We start from the raw sequence: 22817 nt of genomic DNA, 5'->3' as shown, positions 1-22817 counted from the left end.
GGAGTTGAGCGTTGGCGCGTCAGCGCGTCGGGCTTGCAGGAAGCGGGGGCGTCATCGGCAGCCGCGAGGCGGGCAGATCGCAACGCAAGCCAGCGCGCCTGCCGGCAAAAGGCAGGCAACTTGCTGGCCGAATCAGCCTAACGCATTGAGAAGATTGGCGGACCCGATACGATTCGAACGTACGACCTTTGCCTTCGGAGCAATTTGACCTAGCCATCCTTTATGCACGCTAGGACACGCTACGATGCGCCAACCGCTTGAAACCCCTAGACTATCCGGCCTGTTGTGCCGAACTGTCTATCCGAAAATTCGCTCTGATATTCATCCGGCTGCTTCCGTGGTGCTTCCGCGGAAACAGCCCCTCCTCAACGGAGGAGACGTCACATGGCAAAGCTGACCAAGCGCATTGTAGATGCGGCCAGCGCTCGAGAAAAGGACTACTTCCTCTGGGACGACGAGTTGCCGGGCTTCGGCCTGCGCATCTTCGCTTCGGGCAAGCGCAGCTACCTCATCCAATATCGCGCCGCCGGACGGACGCGGCGCTACACCATCGGTATGCATGGCGTGTGGACACCGGAGACGGCCCGGCAGGAAGCGAAGGTGCAACTCGGTCGTATCGCCAAGGGCGACAATCCCGCCGAGGAGCGCCAGCTCGACCACCAGGCGATCACCGTCAAGGAACTCTGCGAACTCTATCTCAAGGATCTGGACGCTGGCCTCATTCTCGGGAAGGGCGGCCGACCGAAGAAGGCCGGCACAATCGCCAGCGACATCGGCCGGATTCATCGGCACATCGTCCCGCTCATCGGCAACCGGCGGGTCAAGGATCTCGCCAAAGCCGACATCGCCAAGGTGTTGAAGGACATCATGGCCGGGAAGACGGCCGTGTCGGTCAAGACGAAAAAGCTGCGTGGCAAGGCAATCGTTCGCGGCGGCGCAGGCACCGCGACCCGAACCGTCGGACTACTCGGCGGGATACTCACCTACGCGATGGAAGCCGGCATCATCACGGCGAACCCGGCCCACGGCGTTCGCAAGCCCAAGGACAATGTGCGCGGCCGTCGCCTCACGGAAGCCGAGTATCGCACCTTGGGCGAGATGCTGCGCACGGCCGCCGCGACCGAGAAATATGAGATGACCGTCGACATCATCCGCCAGATCGCGCTGACCGGCTGCCGGCGAAGCGAGATGATCGGCCTCATGTGGACCGAGGCGGATACGGGCGCCAGTTGCCTCCGCCTCGCCGACAGCAAGGAGGGAGCGTCCATCCGTCCTATCGGGCTTCCCGTCGTCGAGTATCTCGAGGAACGACGTAAGACGCAGACGGGAAGCTATGTCTTCCCCGGTCCACGCGCGGAGGACGCCGCATTTGGCGGCTTCCCGAACCATTGGAAACAGATTTTCAAGGACTCGCCGCTGGCCGACGTCACGCCGCACGTTCTGCGCCACAGCTTCGCCAGCATCGCCAACGATCTCGGCTTCACCGAGGTTACGATTGCCGCGCTGGTCGGCCATGCGAAGGGCTCGGTCACGAGCAAATACATCCACACCCTCGACACGGCGCTCATCATGGCGGCGGATACGATCTCCGGCTACATCCAGGGCCTCCTCGACGGGAAGGCGTTCAAGCAGACCGCCTATGCCCTCGACCGGGATTCCCGGAAGGCGGCGCTGGCGCGCTTCCTTCAGAAGGCCGCCGGCGACGAGGAGACGGAGCGGGAGGAGCTGCCACTTGCCGCTTAACCATCCCATACGGGGCCTTTCAGTTATTGCAGTTATGGCCCCGCGCGACTATATTGGCTGGTCAGGAGAACCCGTCATGGCCAGCCAAGTCGTCAAATTCGCCGGTCTCTCGGATCGAGACCGAAAGAAGGTATCGCCCCTGCCCAAGCTGGCCGAGGGCGACCGCATCGAGCTGCGCGTCCGACGCCGAAGCGGGGGGGACGAGACCGTGGCTCTGCCGCCGGCAGCCGCTAGTGTCGTCGAGACGCTAATTGACCGCCTGCTTAGTGGTGAGCGTGTAGCAGTCCTTACGGAAGACCAAGAGCTGAGCCCAACCGAGGCTTCCGCCATCCTTGGCATATCGCGCCCGCTCGTGGTCCATCGCATGGATATCGGCGATCTGCCGTTCCGCTATGTGGGCAAGCATCGCCGCGCGTCGCTCAAGAACGTGCTGGCACTGAAGGCGAAGCTCGACGTCCAGCGCAAGGCAATGGAAGACTTGGCTGCCGACGCCGAGAATCTTCACCTTCAATATGGCATTTAGCCCCGTAATCGCGGTCTGCGATGCCTGCATCCTCTATCCGTTCCATTTAAGGAACATCATAGTCCAGACCGCAGTCGACCGCCTGTTTCACGCGCGTTGGTCCGAACAAATCCATGATGAGTGGCTGAGCAATCTCGTGGCCAATGTGCCGGGTCTCTCGGCCGATCACCTCGACACAGCGAAACGGCTCATGAATACCGCTCTACCGGCGGCGACGATTACGGAATATGAGAAGCATATTCCTGCCGTCACCTTGCCCGATCCTGATGACCGCCACGTCGTCGCGGTCGCAATCGAGGCCGAGGCGTCCCATATCCTGACCTGGAATTTGCGCGATTTCCCGATCATGGCTCTGAAGAAGCACGGCCTCGTTCGCCAGACTCCAGACACCTTTTTGACCGACCTCTATGACCTGTCGCCCCAACTGATCCTTGGATCTCTCGCCAACGCCCGCCGCAACCTCTCAAAGTCCGCCATGTCGGCCGCCGCGTTCCACGACATGCTGCGTGGCCAGAAGCTGAGGCAACTTCATGACCGGCTACGTGGGCATATCGGCGACCTCTGATGAACCATCGGTCGTGGCAACCGAGTCAGATTGTTCCGGTTCGCCGCTCGTCCTGGGCGAAGCCCTGAAATCCTGTCCCTGTCTGAAGTCGAAGAGGAACGGCGCCTATGATGCCATTCAAGTGGCGGCGGAGCAGCGCCGCCATCTCGGCAGCGCCCATCGGCCGCGAAAACACAAATCCCTGGCCGAATTCGCAGCCCATCGTCCAGAGTTGGCTGGCCTCGACCTCGGCCTCGATGCCTTCAGCTATAACTTGAATGCCAAGTTCATGTGCGATCTCGATCACACCTTTTACGATCGCCGTGCTAGGTTCGTTAGGCCACAGTTCGGCAATCAACGATCGGTCGATCTTGATGGCATCGACCGGCACGTTCATCAGATGGGTTAGAGGCGCCTGACCGCTTCCAAAATTGTCGAGCGCGACGCGCACACCGTTTTCGCGCAGCCGCTTTACCTCCCGCGCGACAATCCTATCGTTTCGCCCCATCCAGACATCTTCGTTCACCTCCACGATGAGATGATCGAGCGGCACCCGCGCTCGGCCGAAACTACCATCCAGCTTATGCAGCAGGTCGCCAGCATAGAAATCGGCCGCCGAGACATTCACGCTGACAAACCGAAGAGGTATGTCCTCGTCCAACCATCGCCGAACGTCACCGGCAGCGATTGACAACATCCGATCCGTCAGCGCCGTCGCCACCCGGACATCAGATGTTGCTTCGCGGAAAGCATAGGCGGACAGAATCTCACCGTCATGCCTCTTCAGCCGGCAGAGCGCTTCGACACCGATAATCTCGAAATTGTCGAGTTGGACGATCGGCTGATAGTAGGCGCTGATCCTGTCATCGGCGATCGCGGCGGAAACGGAGTGGATTGCTCCAATTCGATGGGTGATGCGCGTATCAATCCCCGGCCAGTAGCGGACAAAGCCGCCGCGGCCAGTCTCTTTCGCATGGTAAAGAGCGAAGTCGGCGTTCTGGCAGACACTCGACCCGTCAATGTCACCCGCCGCCAGCACGGCGCCGCCGATCGTTGCCGCCGGCGCCACCATGTTGCCTGCACAGTCGGCCAACTCCTCCAAGGCATCGAAGATCCGTCCTGCTCCTCCCTCGATATTGGCTAAAGTCGCAGGCTCTCGGACGATCACCGCAAACTCGTCGCCGCCGAACCGAAACGTGACGTTTGGCGACATAGCTGCCGCAATCCGGCTGGCGGCAACACGGATCAAAGCGTCACCGGCCGCGTGACCGAAGACGTCGTTCACGACCTTCAGATTGTCGAGGTCGATCATCAACACGGCCCAAGAACCCGGCTCTTCGCACGACAGGTTCGCCAGTTCGGCATCGAAAGCGGCGCGATTGAGCAAGCCAGTGAGAACATCCAGCGTCGCCCTACGATCTCGGGAGACAGCGTGTTCGTGGCGGCGGAAGGCCAGTTCACACCATTCCACGCAGGTTGCCGCCAGGTTCTCTGGAATCTCGACAGCGCCACCGGGTGCTTCCGAAAGAAGCGTCAACCGTCCAATCGGAGTGCCCGTTTCGCCGGTGATGAGAGACGACCAGTTTGACGCCGAAAAGGAAGGAACGGAGCCTTCGGCGGTCGGCCTGGCAACGGATAGGGAAGCCTCATCGCGGGGATCGCCCAGCGCCAGCGGCCGGAGCTGACCATCGGCATCTATGATCTCTATCTCGCAGAGCACCCCCGGAAGACATGCTTCCATCGCTTTGCAAATATGCCGCGCCGTATCGACCAACGGCGCGCCACGCGCAATCATCCGAAGGATATGGTTTTCGAGTTCGAGCAAGTCACCAAGGGCCATCCTACCCATGACCCTATTGGTCTGCGACTATTCTGGTCGCTTTCGTGTGAAAGCTCCGTTTCCTAGATTGGTAAATTGCCGCTTAATTGTGCCTGACTTGGGATTGCCGTGAGGGGAAAGTCTTCCCCTGCGGCCGAGCCTCGCGTCTCGGCCGACCCCTTCTGCGGGGAGACCCCCAGGCTGTGCAAAAACTCTCCCTGATGTCGCTGGGCTTGGATCTCGCCGGCTAGCGTTGGCGTGGCGCGACACAATTCAGCATCGTGCTACCTCGGGTTTGACAGAGTGAGCCCGATAGCTTTCGAAACCGCCTTACATCAACAGGCTAAGCGCAGCTCCACCCACGGCCGCCAGCAACACGACGACCCATGGCGGAGCTTTCCAGGCCATCAGCGCCACGAAACAAATCAAGGCCAGTGCGAAATCCGGCATGCCTCCGATCGCGCTGGTGAAGACAGGCGAATAAAGCGCAGCGCCGAGGATTCCGACGACTGCGGCATTGGCGCCCTGCATGGCCGACTGCGCCCACGTCTTACGGCGCAGTTGATCCCAGAAGGGCAACGCCCCGATCAGGATCAGGAAGCCCGGCAGGAAAAGTGCGACAAGAGCGATCGTCGCGCCGGCCACGCCGTTCGGCGCCGGTCCCATGACCGCTCCGAGCCAGGCGGCAAAGGTAAAGAGCGGTCCGGGGACCGCCTGCGCTGCGCCATAACCCGCAAGGAAGGCATCATCGGACACCCATCCTGGCGTGACCGTTTCAGCCTGTAACAGCGGCAACACGACATGTCCGCCACCAAAGACAAGCGAGCCGGCACGAAAGAAGCTGTCCGCCAGCGCCCATCCTTGCGCTTGCCCCGCTAGGACCGGCAGGCCAATCAGTAGGGCGACGAACAGCGCGAAGGCCATCAGTCCGGCTTTGCGTGAAACCGGCACAGGCAGATGCTCGCCAATCGTGACCCGTCCTTTGCCAAGAGCCAGCCCGGCAAGTGCGCCCAGCAGTATGGCCGCCATCATCCCGATCGCTCCCGGCGCCCAGGCAAGCAGAAGCACGGCCACGACCGCGATCGTGGCGCGCTCCTTATCGGGGCACAGGTTTTTTGCCATGCCCCACACGGCTTGCGCCACGATGGCGACGGCGACGATCTTGAGACCATGTAGGACGCCAAGCGCTAACGGGCTTTCCAGCCGCGTAGCCGTCATGGCAAGCGCAAGAAGGATCATGGCCGATGGCAGGGTGAAGGCGAGGAAAGCTGCGAACGCGCCGAGCCATCCCGCCCGCGTCAGACCAAGAGCAAAGCCGACCTGGCTGGAAGCCGGACCGGGCAGGAACTGGCACAGTGCCACCAAATCGGCATATGCGCTTTCGCTCAGCCATTTTCGCCGCGTCACCAGCTCGTCCCGGAAATAGCCCAGATGTGCGATCGGTCCACCGAAGGAGGTGAGCCCCAGCTTCAGGAATGCGCGGAATACCTCGGAGACGCTTCCTTGCGACTGTTGCGGGCTATGATCCATTCAAGGGACCTCGTTGGTTGGGGCATTCTTGCGAGCGATGACGTGCGATCGGCGCGGGATAGATTCTCAGGTTGCAGCCGTCAGATTGACCCGCTGCATCAGGGCCTCGCCGCTCTCCTTGCGCTCGGAATAGCGGTCGGTCAGGTAGGGTGAGACGTCGCGCGTCAGAAGCGTAAACTTCATCAGTTCCTCCATTACGTCGACCACTCGATCATAATAGGAGGACGGTTTCATCCGGCCCGCATCGTCGAACTCCTGAAAGGCCTTGGCGACGGAGGACTGGTTGGGGATCGTCACCATGCGCATCCAGCGGCCGAGCACACGCATCTGGTTGACGGCGTTGAAGCTCTGCGAGCCGCCGGAGACCTGCATCACCGCGAGTGTCCGGCCCTGCGTTGGCCTTACCGCGCCGACCGAAAGGGGAATCCAGTCGATCTGCGCCTTCATCACCGCGCTCATTGCGCCGTGCCGCTCCGGGCTGGTCCAGACCTGGCCTTCCGACCAGAGCGAGAGCTCTCGCAGTTCCTGCACTTTCGGATGCCTGACCTCGGCGCCGTCCGGCAATGGCAGGCCATGCGGATCGAAGATGCGTGTTTCCGCGCCAAAGTGTTTCAGCAGGCGCTCGGCCTCGAATGTCAGGAAACGGCTGTAGGATCGCTCGCGGAGCGAGCCATAAAGCAGCAGGATACGCGGCGGATGGGTAGAAGGGTCGGTTACGCGCAGCCGACCAAGGCTGGGAGTATCAACGCAGCCGGCATCAAGATTGGGAAGATCGTCCGGCATCAACGCTGCTCTTTCGCGAGTTCGGACACCTTGCCGCCACGCTCATACCAGCCTTTGGAGCGGTTCACGATCCAGACGACCGAGAGCATCACCGGCACTTCGATCAGCACCCCGACAACGGTGGCGAGCGCCGCACCCGAGTGAAAACCGAACAGGCTGATGGCGGCGGCAACCGCCAGTTCGAAGAAATTTGACGCGCCGATCAGCGCCGAGGGACCGGCAACGCAATGTTGTTCGCCGGCAAGCCGGTTGAGCAGATAGGCAAGGCCGGAGTTGAAATAGACCTGAATCAGGATCGGCACTGCCAGCAGGCCGATGATGGCCGGCTGCGCGATGATCTGCTCGCCCTGAAATCCGAACAGCAAAACAAGCGTCGCCAGCAAAGCGACGAGAGAAGCCGGGCCGAGCTTTGCAAGCAGCCGGTCAAGCGCTGCCTGCCCGCCACTTGTCAGCATCCGGCGACGGATGATCTGCGCGATGATGACGGGAATGACGATATAGAGGACGACCGACAGGACCAGCGTGCCCCACGGCACGGTGATGGCTGACAGGCCCAGCAGCAGGCCGACAATCGGCGCAAAGGCGACGACCATGATCGCGTCGTTGAGGGCGACCTGGCTCAATGTGAAATGCGGTTCACCCTTGGTCAGGTTCGACCAGACAAACACCATGGCCGTGCATGGCGCGGCTGCAAGGATGATGAGGCCGGCAATGTAACTGTCGATCTGGTCGGCAGGTAGATAGGGCCGGAACAGCCAGCCGATGAACAACCAGCCCAGTAGCGCCATCGAGAACGGTTTTACCGCCCAGTTGATGAACAGCGTTACGCCGATGCCGCGCCAGTGGCGGCCGACCTCACCAAGCGCAGCGAAGTCGATCTTGAGCAGCATAGGGATGACCATCAGCCAGATCAGCACCGCCACCGGCAGGTTGACCTTGGCAATTTCCATCGCGCCGATGGCATGAAATGCGCCCGGCAGAAAATGGCCGAGCGCGATGCCGACGACAATGCACAGCGCGACCCAGAGGGTCAGGTAGCGTTCAAAGGTGGACATGCAATTCCCTCAGGCCGTTGCGACACGCTGGCCGTGTTCGTCGATCACGCGCTCGCCGTCTTCCTTGACGAACGCGCCGCGTTGCGGCGGCAGCAGGTCGAGCACGTCCTCGGACGGTCGGCAGAGCCGGACGCCCTTAGGGCTGACGACGATGGGTCGGTTGATCAGGATAGGATGCGCCATCATGGCATCGAGCAATTGCGCCTCGCTCAGAGCCGGGTCGCCAAGGCCAAGTTCGGCATAAGGCGTGCCTTTCTCACGGAGCAGCTCTCGCGCAGATATACCCATGCGCGCGATAAGCCGAGTCAGCATGTCCCGAGATGGCGGCGTCTTCAGATATTCGATGACATGCGGCTCGACGCCCGCATTGCGGATCATCGCCAAGGTGTTGCGCGAAGTCCCGCAATCCGGGTTGTGATAGATGATGACATCCATGGCTTGCCTCACGCCGCGCTGCTTCTGGGAGACGACGCGCCATCTGATTGGCCGATCTCTGTCAGCTTCGTGCGCAGCGACGCCTTGTCGAGACTAGCAACCGGCAGGGACGTGAACGCCGAGATGCGGTTCTTCATGTAGCGGAAGGCCGCAACGAAGGCGGCTTCCTTCTGGATATCCGGCCCATCGACGGCGGCAGGGTCTTCGATGCCCCAATGAGCTGTCATCGGCTGGCCAGGCCAGACAGGGCAGGTTTCGCCGGCGGCGTTGTCGCAGACGGTGAACACGAAATCCATAACAGGCGCATCAGGCCCAGCAAACTCTTCCCAACCCTTCGAGCGGAAGCCTTCAGAGGGGTAGTCGAAGCTCTTCAGCACCTTCAGCGCGAAGGGATTGACCGCCCCCTTGGGTTGCGACCCGGCAGAGAAGGCACGAAATCGGCCTTCGCCATCCTTGTTCAGGATGCTTTCCGCGAGGATTGAGCGCGCCGAATTGCCGGTGCAGAGGAACAGGACGTTGAAGATGCGGTCAGTCATGAGTGGCCTCCTTTGCGGTGAGGGTTTGCGGTGAGCAGCAAGGGGAAAAATCGGCGATCAGCGGCGCGCAGATCTCGGGTCGGCCGCCGCAGCAATCCTTGACGAGAAAGCTGGCAAGCGCGCGAACGGCGTCGAGCCTTGCCCGATAAATGATCGACCGGCTATGCCGCTCCGCCTCTATCAGGCTGGCGCGCGTCAGCGTCGCCAGATGTGTGGACATCGTATTGTGGGGGACATCTAACCTGCGGGCGATCTCGCCTGCGGGCAACCCGTCCGGCTCATGCTCCATCAGTAGACGGAACACGTCGAGTCGGGTCGGTTGCGCGAGCGCGGCGAAAGCGAGGATGGCATTATCTGATTCCATATGTCGAGACTAATCGACATATTGGCGAGAGTCTAGGCAGGGACGATCCGAAGTTTCCACCTGGTCGGGTAGCTGGACAGCGCCGCCGAACAGTGAGGACGGGAAGCCCAAGCGCGCTCAGTAGATATTGCTCGTATTGCCAAGCATTTACTGGGGTTATTCACCTGCGGATGGTACACTTAATTATTTGCGGGACGGGGGCACGATGGGACGCTTTATTGAGGGATATGACCGGAGCCAGCCGTTACTGCTGCCCGCCTGTGTTGAAGATTACGTGTCGCAGGACTCTCTCGTCCGCGTCATTGATGCCTTCGTCGAAACCCTCGATCTCACGGCGCTCGGCTTCGAGCGCACCGTCTCTGCCCCGACAGGACGACCTGGCTATCACCCCGGCGACATGCTGCGGCTCTACATCTGGGGCTACCTGAACCAGTTGCGTTCATCGCGACAATTGGAGCGCGCCTGCCAGCGCGATCTGGAGGCCATCTGGCTGATGCGGCGCATGACCCCGGACTATCGGACCATTGCGGCGTTCCGGCACGACAACCCCGAAGCGATCATCCGCACGGGGGCCGCATTCATCAGCTTCTGTCGCGAGAACGGCTTGGTCACTCCTGGCAAGGTGGCGCTGGACGGAACAAAGATGCGGGCGGTTGCCAGCGCGAAGAATATTGCAGGAGCGGATCGTCTGGCACGCGACATCGCTCATACCGAAACAGAAATCGCCTACTATCTCGACCGCCTCAACATAGCAGATCAACACTCGGCGGGCGCGCGCGATCAGACGGTCAATCGCGCGGCGTTTGCCAGCGCGATCGCGTCACTCGAACGCCGTAAGCAGCGCTTGGAAAAGCGGCAGGCCGAACTTGCTGAGCATGATACCAACGTCGTGGTCTTCGGAGAGCCGGATGCACGACCAATGGGATATGGTCGGGCGCCGAAGTTCCCGGCCTATAATCTCCAGAGTGTCGTCGATATCGAAAGCGGGCTGATCATTCACAACGATGTCGCCAACGAAGCCAACGACAGCCAGTTGCTGCATCCAATGGCGATAGCGGCAAAAGAAGTGCTCGACGTCGACCAGCTCGAAGTGCTGGCGGACGGAGGCTACTCGAACGCGCAGGAAGTCGCGCGTTGCGAACAGGACGGTGTCCGCGTGGCAGCGCCGATCAAGCGCGGGGCCATGAGCGCGCAATACTTCCGCCCCGTGCAATTCGTCCATGACGAGCAGACCGACACGATCCGCTGCCCTGCTGGTGAAACCATGTATCCCAAGGGCAAGCATACCCGAAATCGGGCGATCCGTTACAGAACGCCCGCCTGCCAGACTTGCCAGATCAAACAGCAGTGTACGCCGGGATATCAGCGCACCATTCACAGGCTCGTGGATCAGGGCGCGCTCGATCGGATGGAACGTCGGGTTCAGGAGAAACCTGATCTTATGACGATCCGGCGCTGCACGGTCGAGCATCCCTTCGGCACCATCAAGCGAATGTCTGGCGGAGGTCGCTTCCTGACCCGCGGTTTGCGGCGGGTGAAAGCCGAAGCTGCCCTCTCGGTCCTGGCATTCAACATTATCCGCGCTTCGAACGCCTTCGGAACCGGAGCGCTGATGTCGCGGGGCTGAGAACCCCGCTCTATTCGGTTTGCGTCATCGCGGCCGCATCGAGTCCTCGCTGAGTTTCTGCACAGCCTGCCCCGCAACGCCCCCTGAGAGTGAGAGTGCGGACCGATTTCCCATGACGGGTTTAAGGCTGGAGAAGAGGTCTCCGGCGCCCGTCATGGAGATTGATCCCATGAATATGCAGGTTCTTGACGCCCACCGCGATCCGAGCGGTGGCTATAAGGTGGATGTCAGCCGCGGTGAGCGCATCGGCCGCGTTTCGTCGGAGTGGTTTTCCCGGCCCGCCGATCAGCGTTATCTGTCCCTGAACGAGCTGGCCCGCTCGGTGCGGAACCGCGCCGAGCGCAGCCGGACGCGGGTGGTCGAAAGCGCGCTCATCCACGTCGAGGCGAGCCGCGACAATCCCGAACGACTGGCGTTGATGCTGCCCGGCGCCGACACGCCGGTTGCGCCGACGCACTGGAGCTTCGGCCAACTCGCGAGCCAGGTCGGCGCTCCCGCCGCCTATCTGCGGCAGCTTCCGGCGGCGCTCGCGGGCATCAACCTGCAATACGGCCTGACCTCCAACCGTGCCGAACAGATCAAGACGCTGGAGACCGACGATGGCCGTGTCGAGCTGCGCGCCGTCACCGGACCCGACTATGGGCGGATCTTCGACTATGAGTTGGTCGAGGCGGTGCAGCGTATCGCCGGCAACGGCACCGGCGATACGCGGTGGAAGGTGCCGGGCGTGCTCGACTGGTCGACGGGAATCTACAATCCGCGCGTCGACATCTCCAAGGACACCACCACCCTCTACGCCTCCGACCGGGATGTCTTCCTGTTCCTGGTCGATGACCTGAATCCCATCGAGGCCGGCCGGCTGCCCGACGGCTCGCCGGACCTTTACTTCCGGGGCTTCTACGTCTGGAATTCAGAAGTCGGCGCCAGGACGCTCGGCATGGCGAGCTTCTATCTCCGCGCGGTCTGCCAGAATCGAAACCTCTGGGGCGTGGAGGATTTCGAGGAGATTACCATCCGCCACTCGAAATACGCCGCCAATCGGTTTGCGCACGAGGCGGCGCCGGCGCTGCTCAACTTCGCCAACTCCTCGCCAATGCCCTTCGTCAACGGCATCAAGGCCGCCCGTGAGCGGATCGTGGCGAAGAGCGACGAGGATCGCATCGAGTTTCTGCGCCGCCGGGGGTTCTCCAAGGCGGAGACCGGCAAGATCATCGACACGGTGCTGGCTGAAGAAGGGCGGCCTCCCGAGAGCATCTTCGATTTTGTGGCCGGTATCACCGCTGTTGCGCGCGACAAACCCCACCAGGACGTTCGCCTCGATATGGAGGCCAAGGCGAAGAAGCTCATGGATCGAGCCGCCTGACTTCCGTAACGCCGGGGATACGATTTTCAGCATCTCCGGCTTTGCGCCTTCGCTTCTCCGTTTCCGCTTCGCTACGGCGCGGTCCTCTCCGAATGCGAGGGCCGCGCCTCGCTTCGTGATGGGTTGAAGGCCGGGGGACAGCCCCCGGCGCCCATCGCGGAGTAAATCGCGATGTTCACGGAGCCGTCCGAAGGAATCCGCCTGCGTATTCTCAGCCTGGGTGCTGGGGTTCAATCGACAACGCTCGCCTTGATGGCCGCACGCGGCGAGGTCAGCCCTATGCCGGATTGCGCCGTCTTCGCGGATACCGGCTGGGAGCCACAAGCCGTCTATGAGCATCTGGCCTGGTTGAGATCGCCGAACGTCCTGCCATTCCCCGTCCATATCGTCTCGGCGGGCGATCTGCGCACCGATCTGCTCGCGGGAGCGCAGGGCAAGCGCTGGGCGTCGATTCCGGCTTTCACCCGCAATGTCACGCCGACGGGCACCGAACTGCCCGTCTATGACGAGGACGATAATGGCGACCTCATCGTCGTGGGCTCGCGCATCCTGAAGACCGATCGCGTCGGCGTCGGCATGATCCGCCGGCAATGCACCGGCGACTACAAAATCGTGCCGATACGACGAAAGGTGCGCGAGCTGCTCGGCATCGCTGGCCGACGCTCGCCCAAATCGCCAGTCGCCGAACAGTGGATCGGCATCTCGCTCGACGAGGCCCTTCGCATGAAGCCCTCGTTCGAGGACTGGCAGGTCAATCGCTGGCCCCTGATCGAGCATGGAATGACCCGGCGAGATTGCGTGCGCTGGCTGGAACGGCACGAATATCCGCTCCCGCCCAAGAGCGCCTGCATCGGCTGTCCATTCCACTCCGACGATCATTGGCGGCACATGCGCGACCACGACGCCAACGCCTGGGCCGATGCGGTGTCGGTCGATCATGCCATACGCACCGGGTTTCGAGGCATCCGTGGCGAGGTCTATCTTCACCGCTCCGCCGTGCCACTCGATCAGGCAGATCTTACGACCGACACCGATCGCGGCCAGCTCGATCTCTGGCCGAACGAATGCGAGGGTATGTGCGGCGTCTGACGCGCTGCAGCAGACGGGGGCATCCGCATCGGCAGCTATTATAGTCGCGACCGATTGCCTAGCCAGTCAATTCACGGTGCCGTTCCCACAACACCAATCTTGCCTGACTTCTGGGAACCATGAGCGTAAAAGGGCATTTACCCTTCTTATGGACCATTGAAGAGGTTCCCAACCAATCGCGTGCGGGGGGAGCATGGCATTCGCCGAAGCAGCATCGCACACGATCCTGGTTGTCGAGGACGACTATTTTATCGCGACCGACATAGCCACTTACCTGGCCGAATCCGGATTCGAGGTTCTAATTGCGAACAGCGCGGATGGAGCCATCGAGAGGATCATGTCGGGCCACATTATCCATCTCGTATTTTCCGACATCCAAATGCCGGGCAGCATGGACGGCATAGGTCTCGCGAAATGGATGCGCGAGCATCGACCCGACATCAAGTTGATTTTGACGTCAGGTGTTATCAACGCTGCCAATGAGTTGCGCGCGTTGTGTGACGACGGCCCGATCGCCAAACCCTATATTCGTTCCTTCGTTGCCGAGCGCATTCGCCACCATCTGGGTGACGACTCCCCGACACACTTGTAGCTGGTCCGCCCCGACCGGCGGGTTCTCAGGTCCGCTCCCATTCCGGGGAGCGGGGTCCATATCAAGCACAACCTTCAGCGAACAGCGCGCGTCTCAACCGGCGTGCTTTGTCGGAATGGCGCTTCGGAGGGACCAGAAAGAGGGAGAGGAGGGCCGGGATTTCGTGACGGGTCGGAGGTCGAGAGAGAGGCTCTCGGCCGCCCGTCGCGGAGTAAATCCCGATGGCTACTGCCGTTCAAAAGATCACCCTGTCGTCGTCACGCGACATCCCCTTCAACAAGCTGGTGCTGAGCCAGGCGAACGTCCGGCGCGTGAAGTCCGGCGTCTCGATCGAAGACCTGGCGGCCTCGATCGCGCGTCGCGGCCTCATCCAGAGCCTCCATGTTCGGCCGGTGCTCGACGCCGACGGTCAGGAAACCGGCATGTTCGAGGTGCCGGCGGGCGGGCGGCGCTATCGCGCGCTCGAGCTGCTAGTAAAGCAGAAGCGCCTGGCCAAGACCGCGCCGGTGCCGTGCGTCGTGTCGCGTGCGGACAGTGACATCCTCATCGACGAGCTTTCGCTGGCCGAAAACATCGAGCGCGCGCCGCTCCATCCCCTCGATCAGTTCCGCGCCTTCCAGACCATGCGCGAAAAGGGCATGACCGAGGAAGCCATCGCGGCGGCCTTCTTCGTGCCGGTGCAGGTGGTCAAACAGCGTCTGCGGCTCGCTTCGGTGTCGCCGACGTTGCTCGATGTCTATGCCGACGACGGCATGACGCTGGAACAGCTCATGGCGTTCACCGTGACGGACGATCACGCGCGTCAGGAACAGGTCTGGGAGAACGTCCGCAATTCGTGGTCGAAGGAGCCCCATCAGATCAAGCGTATGTTGACGGAGACCACCGTGCGCGCATCCGACAAGCGGGCGGTGTTCGTCGGGCTAGATGTCTATGAGGCCGCCGGCGGCAGCATTCTGCGCGACCTCTTTCAGGATGACGACGGCGGATGGCTGCAAGATCCCGCGCTGCTCGATCACCTGGTCGCCGAGAAGCTGAAGGCCGCGGCCGAAGAAATCGCCAGCGAGGGCTGGAAGTGGATCGAGGTGGCGGTCGGCTTCCCCTACGGTCACGATTACGGCCTGCGTGAGCTGACCGGCGTCACGGTCGATATGACCGACGACGAGCGCGCCGCCCGCGAGGCGCTTCGTGACGAATATGATCGTCTCGAATCCGAATATGCGGAAGCCGACGAGCTGCCCGACGAGATCGACCAGCGGCTGGGGGAAATCGAGCAGGCGCTCGATGCCTTCGAGCAGCGCCCGGTGATCTACGATCCGGCCGACATCGCCATCGGCGGCGCCTTCGTCAGCATCGACAGCGAAGGTTCGCTCGTGGTGGATCGCGGCTATGTCCGCCCCGAGGACGAGCTTCCGGTCGAGACCGAACGCGGTGAGGCCCCGGTCGCAGACGACAGCGATCCGGCGGCTCCGACCGTTCAGCGCGCCGTCATCACCATCGGTGGCCAGCCCACTGAGACGGAAGAGGATGAGGACGATGGCATCAAGCCGCTGCCCGAGCGTCTCGTCATCGAGCTGACCGCGCACCGCACCCTCGCGTTGCGCGACGCCGTGGCGCAAAATCCGCATGTTGCCATGACGATGCTGCTCCACAAGCTCGTCTCCGAGACCATCCTGCACAACTCCACGCCGGGCTGCCTGCACGCCAATGTGCGGCACGTCTTCTTCCCAGCGCAGGCTGACGATCTGAAGGACAGCCTCTCGGCGAAGAACGTCGCCGAGCGCGAGGAAGCCTGGAAGCAGGACATTCCGGCCAACGACGACGCGCTCTGGAATTGGCTGACGATGCTCGACGACACCAGCCGCCTGGCCCTGCTTGCGCATTGCGTGAGCTACGGGGTGAGCGCCCTCTACGAGCGGCCGAATCCCCTTAGCGCGAGCGGCGTCAGCGAGCATGGCCTCAATGTCCGCCTCGCGCAGGCCGATCGCCTCGCGCGCGCGACCGGGCTCGATATGGTCGAGGTGGGCTGGCGGCCGACCTTCGGCAACTACCTCAACCGTGTCAGCAAGGCACGCATCCTCGAAGCCGTCCGCGAAGGCGCCGGTGAACGAGCCGCCCAGCTCATTGACCACCTCAAGAAGGGCGACATGGCTAAGGAAGCCGAACGCCTCCTCGCCGACACCGGCTGGCTGCCCGAGCCGCTGCGGCTCGTGGACCTCGACGGCCAGGCCGTGGAGACTCAGGCGGATGCCGAACCCGGCGACGATGCCGCGCTGCCGGACTTCCTCACCGAGGATGGCGAGGAAGAAACCTCGCTCGAAGACGAGGACGGCGAGCTGGCGGTGATCGCGGCCGAATAGTGGGCACAGAGGGAGCGGCGCAAGTCGCTCCCCCTTTCTCAAGGAGACATTCCATGTTCGATGAGAACCCCTCCACCTCTCGCCGCGTCGTCTTCCAATATCTCGTGCCCGTTCACGTCGAGGTCGAAGACGGCTTGGTTAGCCGTGTAGTTGTCATCGACGAAACGCCGGTGCGCGATCCGAACGTCGTCGAAGGCGATGCGGCTTACCTGACGGAAGCGGTCGCCGCCGCCGATGACGGTCAGCCGTGGCCGTCATGGCAGTTCGGCTACTGACCTCAAGCCAGCCGCGCGCCGAGCGGTCTCGCGTCAGGAGCCGATCATCTGCGCCTTCACCATTGAGAGCCCGCATCAGCGGTGATTCAATTTGCACTTTCCAGGCCGCGATTTGCGGGAACCACCTACATGACCAACAGGAGGGCACATGCAGATTCTTAAGGATCTACCGCCGGGAACGATCTGGCCACACCTTCTTGAGGCCATTGAAGTAAACGTGTTGTCCGATCTGCGCTCCTACGCGCAGTCGAAGCAGAATGATGTCGAGCGCGGAGCCGACACGCCTGATCTCGCCGCATTGCTTGTCGACAAGTATTGCGAGGGCCTTGCGGTCGCCCTGCGTATTGCAGGCATCGACTCATCGGTGCGGCAAGAAGGCGACCGACTCTGCCGTGTGATTGACGCGAAATTCGATGAGCACCGACAGGCCCGATGGGCAGCACGCCCATGCTCACTCAACTATTGATGCAATAGTGCCTGTCCCGCACGGCTGTTCACAACTCACCGCCGCAGTCCGCTACCGCAGTCACCTATTATCGAGAGTATCGCATGTGGATCTGGGTCGGGCGCGATAGCCCGTCCCAGGATTCGATCGGTTGATACTGGAGCGCTCGCCCTACGGCTGAGCGCCTTTTTTTGCAGGCTACCGCCGTGCCCTGAGAGTGAGAGGTCCGCCGGGACGGAATGAGTCCGGGCGGTCGAGAGAGAGCGCCGTCCGGGCTTTCCCGTTCCCGCTCTCCTGAAAGTCCCGCTCATGAACATCATGTCGCCCGTGACCGCTCCGGTCGCGCCCGCTGCCCCTGCGCCGGCCATCCTCGCAGCCGCCCATCACCTGCTCGGCCATCTCGAACGCGGCCAGCGCGTCGACGCCACGATCCTGCGCACCGCAATGGAGACCGCGTTCGGCGCCTCTGACGCCTCCGGCGCCTGGGACTGGAAAGCTGCCTATGACGCCTGCGAAGCCGCGACCGTTCTGTTCCTTCGCAAATTCGGACGTGCGCTTTTCCGTAAAGCCGCGTCTCCGTCTGCACGGCTTTCCGCCTTGTCGAAGATCACTGGTCTCCTGCCGACGCATACCCGTCGCTCCGAAGAGAGCCAGGCGTTCCAGCAATTCTCGACACCCGTTCCGCTCGGCCTCGCCGCGGTGACGGCGGCAGCCATCATGCCGACTGACATCGTGCTGGAGCCCTCCGCCGGCACCGGCCTGCTCGCCATCCTGGCCGATATCACTGGCGGCACGCTCCTCCTCAACGAGCTGGCCGACACCCGCGCCGACCTGCTCGCCTCCCTCTTTCCGGCCGTCACCGTCGCGCGCTTCGACGCGGCCCAGATCGACGATCACCTCCCTCCGGTGGCGATCCCCAGCGTCGTGCTGATGAACCCGCCTTTCTCGGCGATGGCGAACGTCTCCGGCCGCGTCGCCGACACGGCTTATCGGCATATCGCCTCGGCGCTGGCGCGGCTCGCTGATGGCGGACGGCTGGTGGCGATCACCGGCGCCAATTTCGGGCCGGACCTGCCGGCTTGGCGGGACGCCTTCGTCCGACTTCAGGAACGCGGCACGATCGTATTCACCGCGACTATCGACGGCTCGGTCTATGCCAAGCACGGCACGACCATCGACACACGGCTCATTGTGGTCGACAAGCGCCCCGCCGCCGACGCGGCTGTGTTTCCAACATCGGCGGGTATCGCGCCGGACGTCGCCACGCTGCTTGGCTGGATCGAAGCGCACGCGCCGGCCCGCTTGGCGGCACCACGGCAGACGGCTGTCGTCTCAGCCGGGTCTTCGACTCCCCGCACCGTGCGCGGATACCTTGCGCGCAGCGCCGCAACCCGACCGGCGGCGCTGGCTTCGATCGAGCCCGAAGGCGTCGAACTCGCCTATGAGACGGTGGACTGGATGCCGCCGGAAGACGCGCGACTGACAGACGCGATCTACGAAGAATATACGCTTCAGTCGATCCGCATCCCTGGCGCGCAGTCGCACCCGACCAAGCTGGTGCAGTCGGCGTCGATGGCGAGCGTCGCGCCGCCCAAGCCCAGCTACCGGCCCATGCTGCCGGCGAACATCGTCCTAGATGGTCTGCTCTCCGACGCCCAGCTCGAAACGGTTATCTATGCCGGCGAGGCCCATGACGACTACCTCGCCGGATCGTGGACGGTGGACGAGACTTTCGACCTCGTTTCCGCCGCCGTCGAAGACACGGAGGGGACCGTCCGCTTCCGGCGCGGCTTCATGCTCGGCGATGGCACCGGCGCGGGCAAGGGCCGCCAAGCCGCTGGTATCATCCTCGACAACTGGCTGCGCGGTCGCCGCAAGGCGGTCTGGATCAGCAAGTCCGACAAGCTGCTGGAGGACGCCCAGCGTGATTGGTCGGCCCTCGGCATGGAGCGTCTGCTCATCACGCCACTGTCCCGCTACCCGCAGGGCAAGCCCATCAGCCTGGCGGAAGGCGTCCTATTTACGACCTATGCCACGCTACGCTCCGACGATCGTGGCGAGAAGGTTTCGCGTGTCCGGCAGATCGTCGAATGGTTGGGCTCAGATTGGGATGGAGTGCTCATCTTCGACGAGAGCCACGCGATGCAGAACGCCGGCGGCGGCAAGGGAGAGCGGGGCGACGTCGCTCCCTCACAGCAGGGACGCGCGGGTCTGCGCCTTCAGCACGCGCTCGCGAACGCACGCATTGTCTATGTCTCCGCCACAGGCGCCACAACTGTTCACAACCTGGCTTACGCACAGCGGCTCGGTCTCTGGGGTGGCGAGGATTTCCCATTCGCTACGCGCGCCGAGTTCGTCACCGCCATAGACGACGGCGGCGTGGCGGCGATGGAGGTTCTGGCGCGCGATCTGCGCTCGCTCGGTCTCTATACCGCACGCTCGCTTTCCTATGACGGCGTGGAATATGAGCTGGTCGAGCACCCGCTCACCGACGAGCAGCGGCGCATCTACGACGCCTATGCCGGAGCCTTCAGCGTCATTCACAACCATCTCGACGCCGCGATGGAGGCCGCCAACATTACCGGCTCCGACGGCACGCTGAACCGCCAGGCCAAGGCCGCCGCACGCTCGGCGTTCGAGGCCGCCAAGCAGCGCTTCTTCGGGCATCTGTTGACGTCGATGAAGACGCCGACCCTGATCCGCTCGATCGAGCGCGATCTCGATGATGGCCACGCCGCTGTAGTGCAGATCGTGTCCACTGGCGAAGCGCTGATGGAGCGCCGTCTGGCCGAGATCCCGACCGAGGAATGGAACGATGTCCGTGTCGACATCACGTCGCGGGAATATGTGCTGGACTATCTCGCCCATTCCTTCCCGGTGCAACTCTATGAGCCTTTCACCGACAGCGAAGGCAATCTTTCCTCGCGGCCGGTCTATCGGGACGGCCAGCCCGTCGAGAGCCGCGAAGCTGTCGCCCGGCGCGATGAGCTGATCGAACGGCTCGCCTCGCTCCCGCCTGTGCCTGGTGCGCTCGACCAGATCGTCCAGCGCTTCGGCACGGACATGGTGGCGGAAGTGACCGGACGCTCGCGCCGCATCGTTCGCAAGGGCGATCGCTTCGTCGTCGAGAACCGCGCGCCCTCGGCCAATCTCGCCGAGACGGCCGCCTTCATGGACGATGTGAAGCGCGTGCTGGTGTTCTCGGACGCCGGCGGCACCGGCCGGAGCTACCATGCCGAGCTTTCGGCTCGGAACCAACGCCTGCGCGTTCACTACTTGCTTGAGCCGGGATGGAAGGCCGATGCGGCCATTCAGGGCCTCGGCCGCACCAACCGGACCAATCAGGCGCAACCGCCGCTCTTCCGTCCGATCGCGACGGACGTGAAGGCCGAGAAGCGCTTCCTCAGCACGATCGCCCGGCGTCTCGACACGCTGGGCGCGATCACGCGGGGCCAGCGTCAGACGGGCGGCCAAGGGCTGTTCCGGCCCGAGGACAATCTGGAATCGCCGTATGCCCGCGACGCGCTGCGCCAGCTCTATCTCCTGCTTGTGCGAGGCAAGATCGAGGATTGCTCGCTCGACCGCTTCGAGTCCGCCACCGGGCTTTCGCTCACGGACTCTAACGGCATCAAGGACGAACTGCCGCCGATCACGACCTTCCTCAACCGGCTGCTAGCGCTGACCATCGAATTGCAGGGCATCCTGTTCACCGCCTTCGAGCAGCTTCTCGAGGCGAAGATCGCGGGCGCCATCGCTAGCGGCATCTATGACATGGGGCTGGAGACGCTGACCGCGGAGAGCTTCGTCGTCACCGACCGACGCACCATCTACACCCACCCCGCTACTGGCGCGGAAAGCCGGCTGCTGACCATCACCGAGCGCCGACGCAATCGGCCAGTCACCCTCACCGAAGCGCTCGCTTATCTCTCCGATCCGGGCGCGGTCCTGCTGGTGAACGAACGCTCGGGTCGCGCGGCCGTCCAGATCCCCGCGCCGAGCATCATGCTCGACGATGGCGAAATCGAGCGCCGCGTGCGGCTGGTTCGGCCGATGGAGCACCATTACGCCTCGCACAAGATGATGGCGGACAGCCACTGGCAACGGGCCGACCGCGATTCCTTCGCCGCGGCCTGGAACCGCGAGGTCTCCGAGGTGCCGACGTTCGCCGACAGCACGCTTCATATTGTCGCCGGTCGGTTGCTGCCGGTGTGGAAGCGGCTGCCGGACGAGTCGACGCGGGTTTACCGCCTTCAGGCGGATAACGGCGAGCGCATCATCGGCCGTCGTGTCTCTCCAGCCTGGGCGGCGAACGCCACGCAGGCCGGCGCGACCACGCTCACGGCTGAAAGCGCCTATGCCGCGCTGACGGAAGGCCAGACAATCCTCGACCTTGCCGAGGGGCTTCAGCTTCGCCGCGTGCGCGTCATGGGCGCCAACCGCATCGAGCTGACCGGCTTCACCGAGGCGATGCGCGAACGCCTGCGCGCCTATGGTCTGTTCAGCGAGATCATCAGTTGGAAGCTCCGCTTCTTCGTCCCCGTGGAGACTTCCGGTCCCACCATCCTCAGCAAGCTGATCGACACCTATCCGGTGGCGCGCATCTCCGAACGGGAGGCCGCGTGATGGCTCTTCACGACGCTTCCGATCTCGCACATCGTCTCGGCCAGCAGGCCGAGGCGGTGTGCCGCCGCTATCTCTCGAACGGCCGGCGCCAAGGCAACTACTGGCAAGTCGGCGATGTTCGCAATGTAGCCGGGCGATCCATGTTCGTCCGGCTGCGGGATTCCCCGAAAGGACCGGCGGGCAAATGGACCGACGCCGCCACGGGCGAGCATGGCGATCTGCTCGACGTGATCCGCGAGGCGCTCGGCCTATTGGACTTCGCCGACGTTGCCGAGGAGGCGCGGAGCTTCCTCAGCCTACCGCGTCACGATCCCGAATCGTCCGCGCAGAAGCGACATACGACTCCGGCGCCATCGGGCTCCGCCGAGGCCGCGCGACGATTGTTCGCCATGTCGCATCCCATCGCAGGCACGCTCGTAGAGACGTATCTCCGCAATCGCGGCATTACGCTTCTGCACGAAACGGCGAGCCTTCGATTCCATCCTCGCTGCTATTATCGGCCCGACGAGCACAGTCCGACCGAAACCTGGCCAGCGATGATCGCCGCCGTCACCGATCTCAGCGGACAGCTCACCGGCGCACATCGCACTTGGCTCGATCCGCACGGCCTCACCGAGGCAACGCTTGGCAAAGCGCCGATCGACACGCAGCGCAAGGCGATGGGCGACCTGCTCGGCCACGCGGTTCGCTTCGGCATCCCCGGCGACGTGATGGCGGCTGGCGAAGGCATCGAGACGATGCTGTCACTCCGACAGGTTTTGCCCGACATGGCGATGGCCCCAGCACTCTCAGCCGCACATCTCGCCGCCATCCTGTTCCCGCCCACGCTTCGTCGACTCTATATCGTCCGCGACAACGACCCAGCCGGTGACGGAGCGCGGGACAGCTTGGTCGAACGGGCGAACGCCGAGGGGATCGAGGCTGTTCCGTTGTCCCCGGCGCTTGGCGACTTCAACGAGGATCTCCGCAGGCTCGGCATCGGCGCACTTCGAGCAGGCGTCCGTATCCAGCTCGCTCCGCAGGACGTCGCCCGCTTCCTGGCTCTAGCGCCATAGCCGGGAGGGAAAGGCTGGCAGCGCCGCGCGGCCGTCAAGCTCGCCCGGATGCGTCTCAC

At 63.1% G+C, this 22817-nt stretch carries 19 protein-coding genes and 1 tRNA gene; 12 read left to right on the top strand and 8 right to left on the bottom strand.

The features are described from left to right. Positions 1 to 155 precede the first annotated feature (155 nt). A tRNA-Ser gene (locus tag HJG45_RS10775) sits at positions 156 to 219 on the bottom strand. 165 nt (positions 220 to 384) lie between these two features. Here HJG45_RS10775 and HJG45_RS10770 point away from each other — a divergent pair. The 3 genes from HJG45_RS10770 (at position 385) to HJG45_RS10760 (ending at position 2831) form a co-directional block, all read left to right on the top strand. After that, positions 385 to 1743, top strand: coding sequence for a site-specific integrase (locus HJG45_RS10770; RefSeq protein WP_171612108.1), 1359 nt, complete (start codon positions 385 to 387; stop codon positions 1741 to 1743). 76 nt (positions 1744 to 1819) lie between these two features. Then, positions 1820 to 2266 carry a DNA-binding protein gene (locus HJG45_RS10765; RefSeq protein WP_171612107.1) on the top strand — a complete coding sequence of 149 codons (447 nt, stop codon included), beginning with the start codon at positions 1820 to 1822 and terminating at the stop codon, positions 2264 to 2266. Continuing rightward, positions 2256 to 2831 (top strand): PIN domain-containing protein, encoded by a 576-nt coding sequence (locus tag HJG45_RS10760; RefSeq protein WP_171612106.1) that lies wholly within the window; start codon positions 2256 to 2258, stop codon positions 2829 to 2831. The genes HJG45_RS10765 and HJG45_RS10760 overlap by 11 nt, the downstream gene beginning before the upstream one ends. A 25-nt stretch (positions 2832 to 2856) precedes the next feature. Here the strand turns inward: HJG45_RS10760 and HJG45_RS10755 are convergent, their stop codons facing one another. The 7 genes from HJG45_RS10755 to HJG45_RS10725 form a co-directional block, all read right to left on the bottom strand. Next, positions 2857 to 4635, bottom strand: coding sequence for a bifunctional diguanylate cyclase/phosphodiesterase (locus tag HJG45_RS10755; RefSeq protein ID WP_171612105.1), 1779 nt, complete (start codon positions 4633 to 4635; stop codon positions 2857 to 2859). Positions 4636 to 4959: 324 nt separating this feature from the next. Further along, the gene (gene chrA, locus HJG45_RS10750; protein ID WP_171612104.1) at positions 4960 to 6159 is read right to left on the bottom strand and encodes a chromate efflux transporter; all 1200 of its coding nucleotides are present in this window, start codon (positions 6157 to 6159) and stop codon (positions 4960 to 4962) included. A 66-nt stretch (positions 6160 to 6225) separates the two neighbouring features. Further along, a complete protein-coding gene (gene arsH, locus HJG45_RS10745; RefSeq protein WP_098107553.1) occupies positions 6226 to 6942 on the bottom strand; it encodes an arsenical resistance protein ArsH in 717 nt (238 codons plus the stop codon). Further along, on the bottom strand, positions 6942 to 7997 hold the full coding sequence (gene arsB / locus HJG45_RS10740; protein WP_124084671.1) for an ACR3 family arsenite efflux transporter: 1056 nt from the start codon (positions 7995 to 7997) through the stop codon (positions 6942 to 6944). The genes arsH and arsB overlap by 1 nt, the downstream gene beginning before the upstream one ends. A gap of 9 nt (positions 7998 to 8006) precedes the next feature. Beyond that, positions 8007 to 8432, bottom strand: coding sequence for an arsenate reductase (glutaredoxin) (gene arsC / locus HJG45_RS10735; protein ID WP_124084670.1), 426 nt, complete (start codon positions 8430 to 8432; stop codon positions 8007 to 8009). 8 nt (positions 8433 to 8440) lie between these two features. After that, entirely contained in the window at positions 8441 to 8968 is a 528-nt protein-coding gene (locus HJG45_RS10730) for an arsenate reductase ArsC (RefSeq protein ID WP_171612103.1), read from the bottom strand. Beyond that, complete coding sequence (locus HJG45_RS10725) at positions 8961 to 9332, bottom strand: helix-turn-helix transcriptional regulator (protein ID WP_046845536.1); 372 nt, start codon at positions 9330 to 9332, stop codon at positions 8961 to 8963. The genes HJG45_RS10730 and HJG45_RS10725 overlap by 8 nt, the downstream gene beginning before the upstream one ends. Positions 9333 to 9537: 205 nt before the next feature. Between HJG45_RS10725 and HJG45_RS10720 the strand changes: the two genes are divergently transcribed. The 9 genes from HJG45_RS10720 (at position 9538) to HJG45_RS10680 (ending at position 22758) form a co-directional block, all read left to right on the top strand. After that, a complete protein-coding gene (locus HJG45_RS10720) occupies positions 9538 to 10959 on the top strand; it encodes an IS1182 family transposase (protein WP_124084669.1) in 1422 nt (473 codons plus the stop codon). Between the two features lie 169 nt (positions 10960 to 11128). Beyond that, positions 11129 to 12322, top strand: coding sequence for a DUF932 domain-containing protein (locus tag HJG45_RS10715; RefSeq protein ID WP_171612154.1), 1194 nt, complete (start codon positions 11129 to 11131; stop codon positions 12320 to 12322). 171 nt (positions 12323 to 12493) lie between these two features. Continuing rightward, entirely contained in the window at positions 12494 to 13411 is a 918-nt protein-coding gene (locus HJG45_RS10710; protein ID WP_171612102.1) for a hypothetical protein, read from the top strand. Positions 13412 to 13604: 193 nt separating this feature from the next. After that, positions 13605 to 14003, top strand: a complete 399-nt coding sequence (locus HJG45_RS10705; protein ID WP_171612101.1) for a response regulator — start codon at positions 13605 to 13607, stop codon at positions 14001 to 14003. Between the two features lie 221 nt (positions 14004 to 14224). Beyond that, positions 14225 to 16360: a ParB/RepB/Spo0J family partition protein gene (locus HJG45_RS10700; RefSeq protein WP_171612100.1), complete on the top strand. Its 2136-nt coding sequence runs from the start codon at positions 14225 to 14227 to the stop codon at positions 16358 to 16360. A gap of 53 nt (positions 16361 to 16413) precedes the next feature. Then, positions 16414 to 16635: a hypothetical protein gene (locus tag HJG45_RS10695; RefSeq protein WP_171612099.1), complete on the top strand. Its 222-nt coding sequence runs from the start codon at positions 16414 to 16416 to the stop codon at positions 16633 to 16635. Positions 16636 to 16783: 148 nt separating this feature from the next. Beyond that, the gene (locus HJG45_RS10690; protein ID WP_171612098.1) at positions 16784 to 17101 is read left to right on the top strand and encodes a hypothetical protein; all 318 of its coding nucleotides are present in this window, start codon (positions 16784 to 16786) and stop codon (positions 17099 to 17101) included. A 288-nt stretch (positions 17102 to 17389) separates the two neighbouring features. Beyond that, entirely contained in the window at positions 17390 to 21703 is a 4314-nt protein-coding gene (locus tag HJG45_RS10685) for a strawberry notch family protein (RefSeq protein ID WP_171612097.1), read from the top strand. Continuing rightward, positions 21703 to 22758 carry a toprim domain-containing protein gene (locus HJG45_RS10680; RefSeq protein WP_171612096.1) on the top strand — a complete coding sequence of 352 codons (1056 nt, stop codon included), beginning with the start codon at positions 21703 to 21705 and terminating at the stop codon, positions 22756 to 22758. The genes HJG45_RS10685 and HJG45_RS10680 overlap by 1 nt, the downstream gene beginning before the upstream one ends. Positions 22759 to 22817: the final 59 nt, after the last annotated feature.

Origin of the sequence: Roseicella sp. DB1501 (genome assembly GCF_013112485.1) — a bacterium.
Taxonomy (GTDB): Bacteria; Pseudomonadota; Alphaproteobacteria; order Acetobacterales; family Acetobacteraceae; genus Paracraurococcus.
The sequence above is the reverse complement of the archived record's forward strand: the minus strand, read 5'-3'. Positions and strand labels throughout refer to the sequence as shown.

Coding starts and splice junctions, on each gene's coding strand:
- HJG45_RS10765 (WP_171612107.1), top strand. CDS start 1,820: ATGGCCAGCCAAGTCGTCAAATTCGCCGGTCTCTCGGATCGAGACCGA.
- HJG45_RS10715 (WP_171612154.1), top strand. CDS start 11,129: ATGAATATGCAGGTTCTTGACGCCCACCGCGATCCGAGCGGTGGCTAT.
- HJG45_RS10770 (WP_171612108.1), top strand. CDS start 385: ATGGCAAAGCTGACCAAGCGCATTGTAGATGCGGCCAGCGCTCGAGAA.
- arsH (WP_098107553.1), bottom strand. CDS start 6,942: ATGCCGGACGATCTTCCCAATCTTGATGCCGGCTGCGTTGATACTCCC.
- HJG45_RS10700 (WP_171612100.1), top strand. CDS start 14,225: ATGGCTACTGCCGTTCAAAAGATCACCCTGTCGTCGTCACGCGACATC.
- HJG45_RS10695 (WP_171612099.1), top strand. CDS start 16,414: ATGTTCGATGAGAACCCCTCCACCTCTCGCCGCGTCGTCTTCCAATAT.
- arsC (WP_124084670.1), bottom strand. CDS start 8,432: ATGGATGTCATCATCTATCACAACCCGGATTGCGGGACTTCGCGCAAC.
- HJG45_RS10720 (WP_124084669.1), top strand. CDS start 9,538: ATGGGACGCTTTATTGAGGGATATGACCGGAGCCAGCCGTTACTGCTG.
- HJG45_RS10725 (WP_046845536.1), bottom strand. CDS start 9,332: ATGGAATCAGATAATGCCATCCTCGCTTTCGCCGCGCTCGCGCAACCG.
- HJG45_RS10680 (WP_171612096.1), top strand. CDS start 21,703: ATGGCTCTTCACGACGCTTCCGATCTCGCACATCGTCTCGGCCAGCAG.
- chrA (WP_171612104.1), bottom strand. CDS start 6,159: ATGGATCATAGCCCGCAACAGTCGCAAGGAAGCGTCTCCGAGGTATTC.
- HJG45_RS10760 (WP_171612106.1), top strand. CDS start 2,256: ATGGCATTTAGCCCCGTAATCGCGGTCTGCGATGCCTGCATCCTCTAT.
- HJG45_RS10710 (WP_171612102.1), top strand. CDS start 12,494: ATGTTCACGGAGCCGTCCGAAGGAATCCGCCTGCGTATTCTCAGCCTG.
- HJG45_RS10730 (WP_171612103.1), bottom strand. CDS start 8,968: ATGACTGACCGCATCTTCAACGTCCTGTTCCTCTGCACCGGCAATTCG.
- HJG45_RS10690 (WP_171612098.1), top strand. CDS start 16,784: ATGCAGATTCTTAAGGATCTACCGCCGGGAACGATCTGGCCACACCTT.
- arsB (WP_124084671.1), bottom strand. CDS start 7,997: ATGTCCACCTTTGAACGCTACCTGACCCTCTGGGTCGCGCTGTGCATT.
- HJG45_RS10705 (WP_171612101.1), top strand. CDS start 13,605: ATGGCATTCGCCGAAGCAGCATCGCACACGATCCTGGTTGTCGAGGAC.
- HJG45_RS10685 (WP_171612097.1), top strand. CDS start 17,390: ATGAACATCATGTCGCCCGTGACCGCTCCGGTCGCGCCCGCTGCCCCT.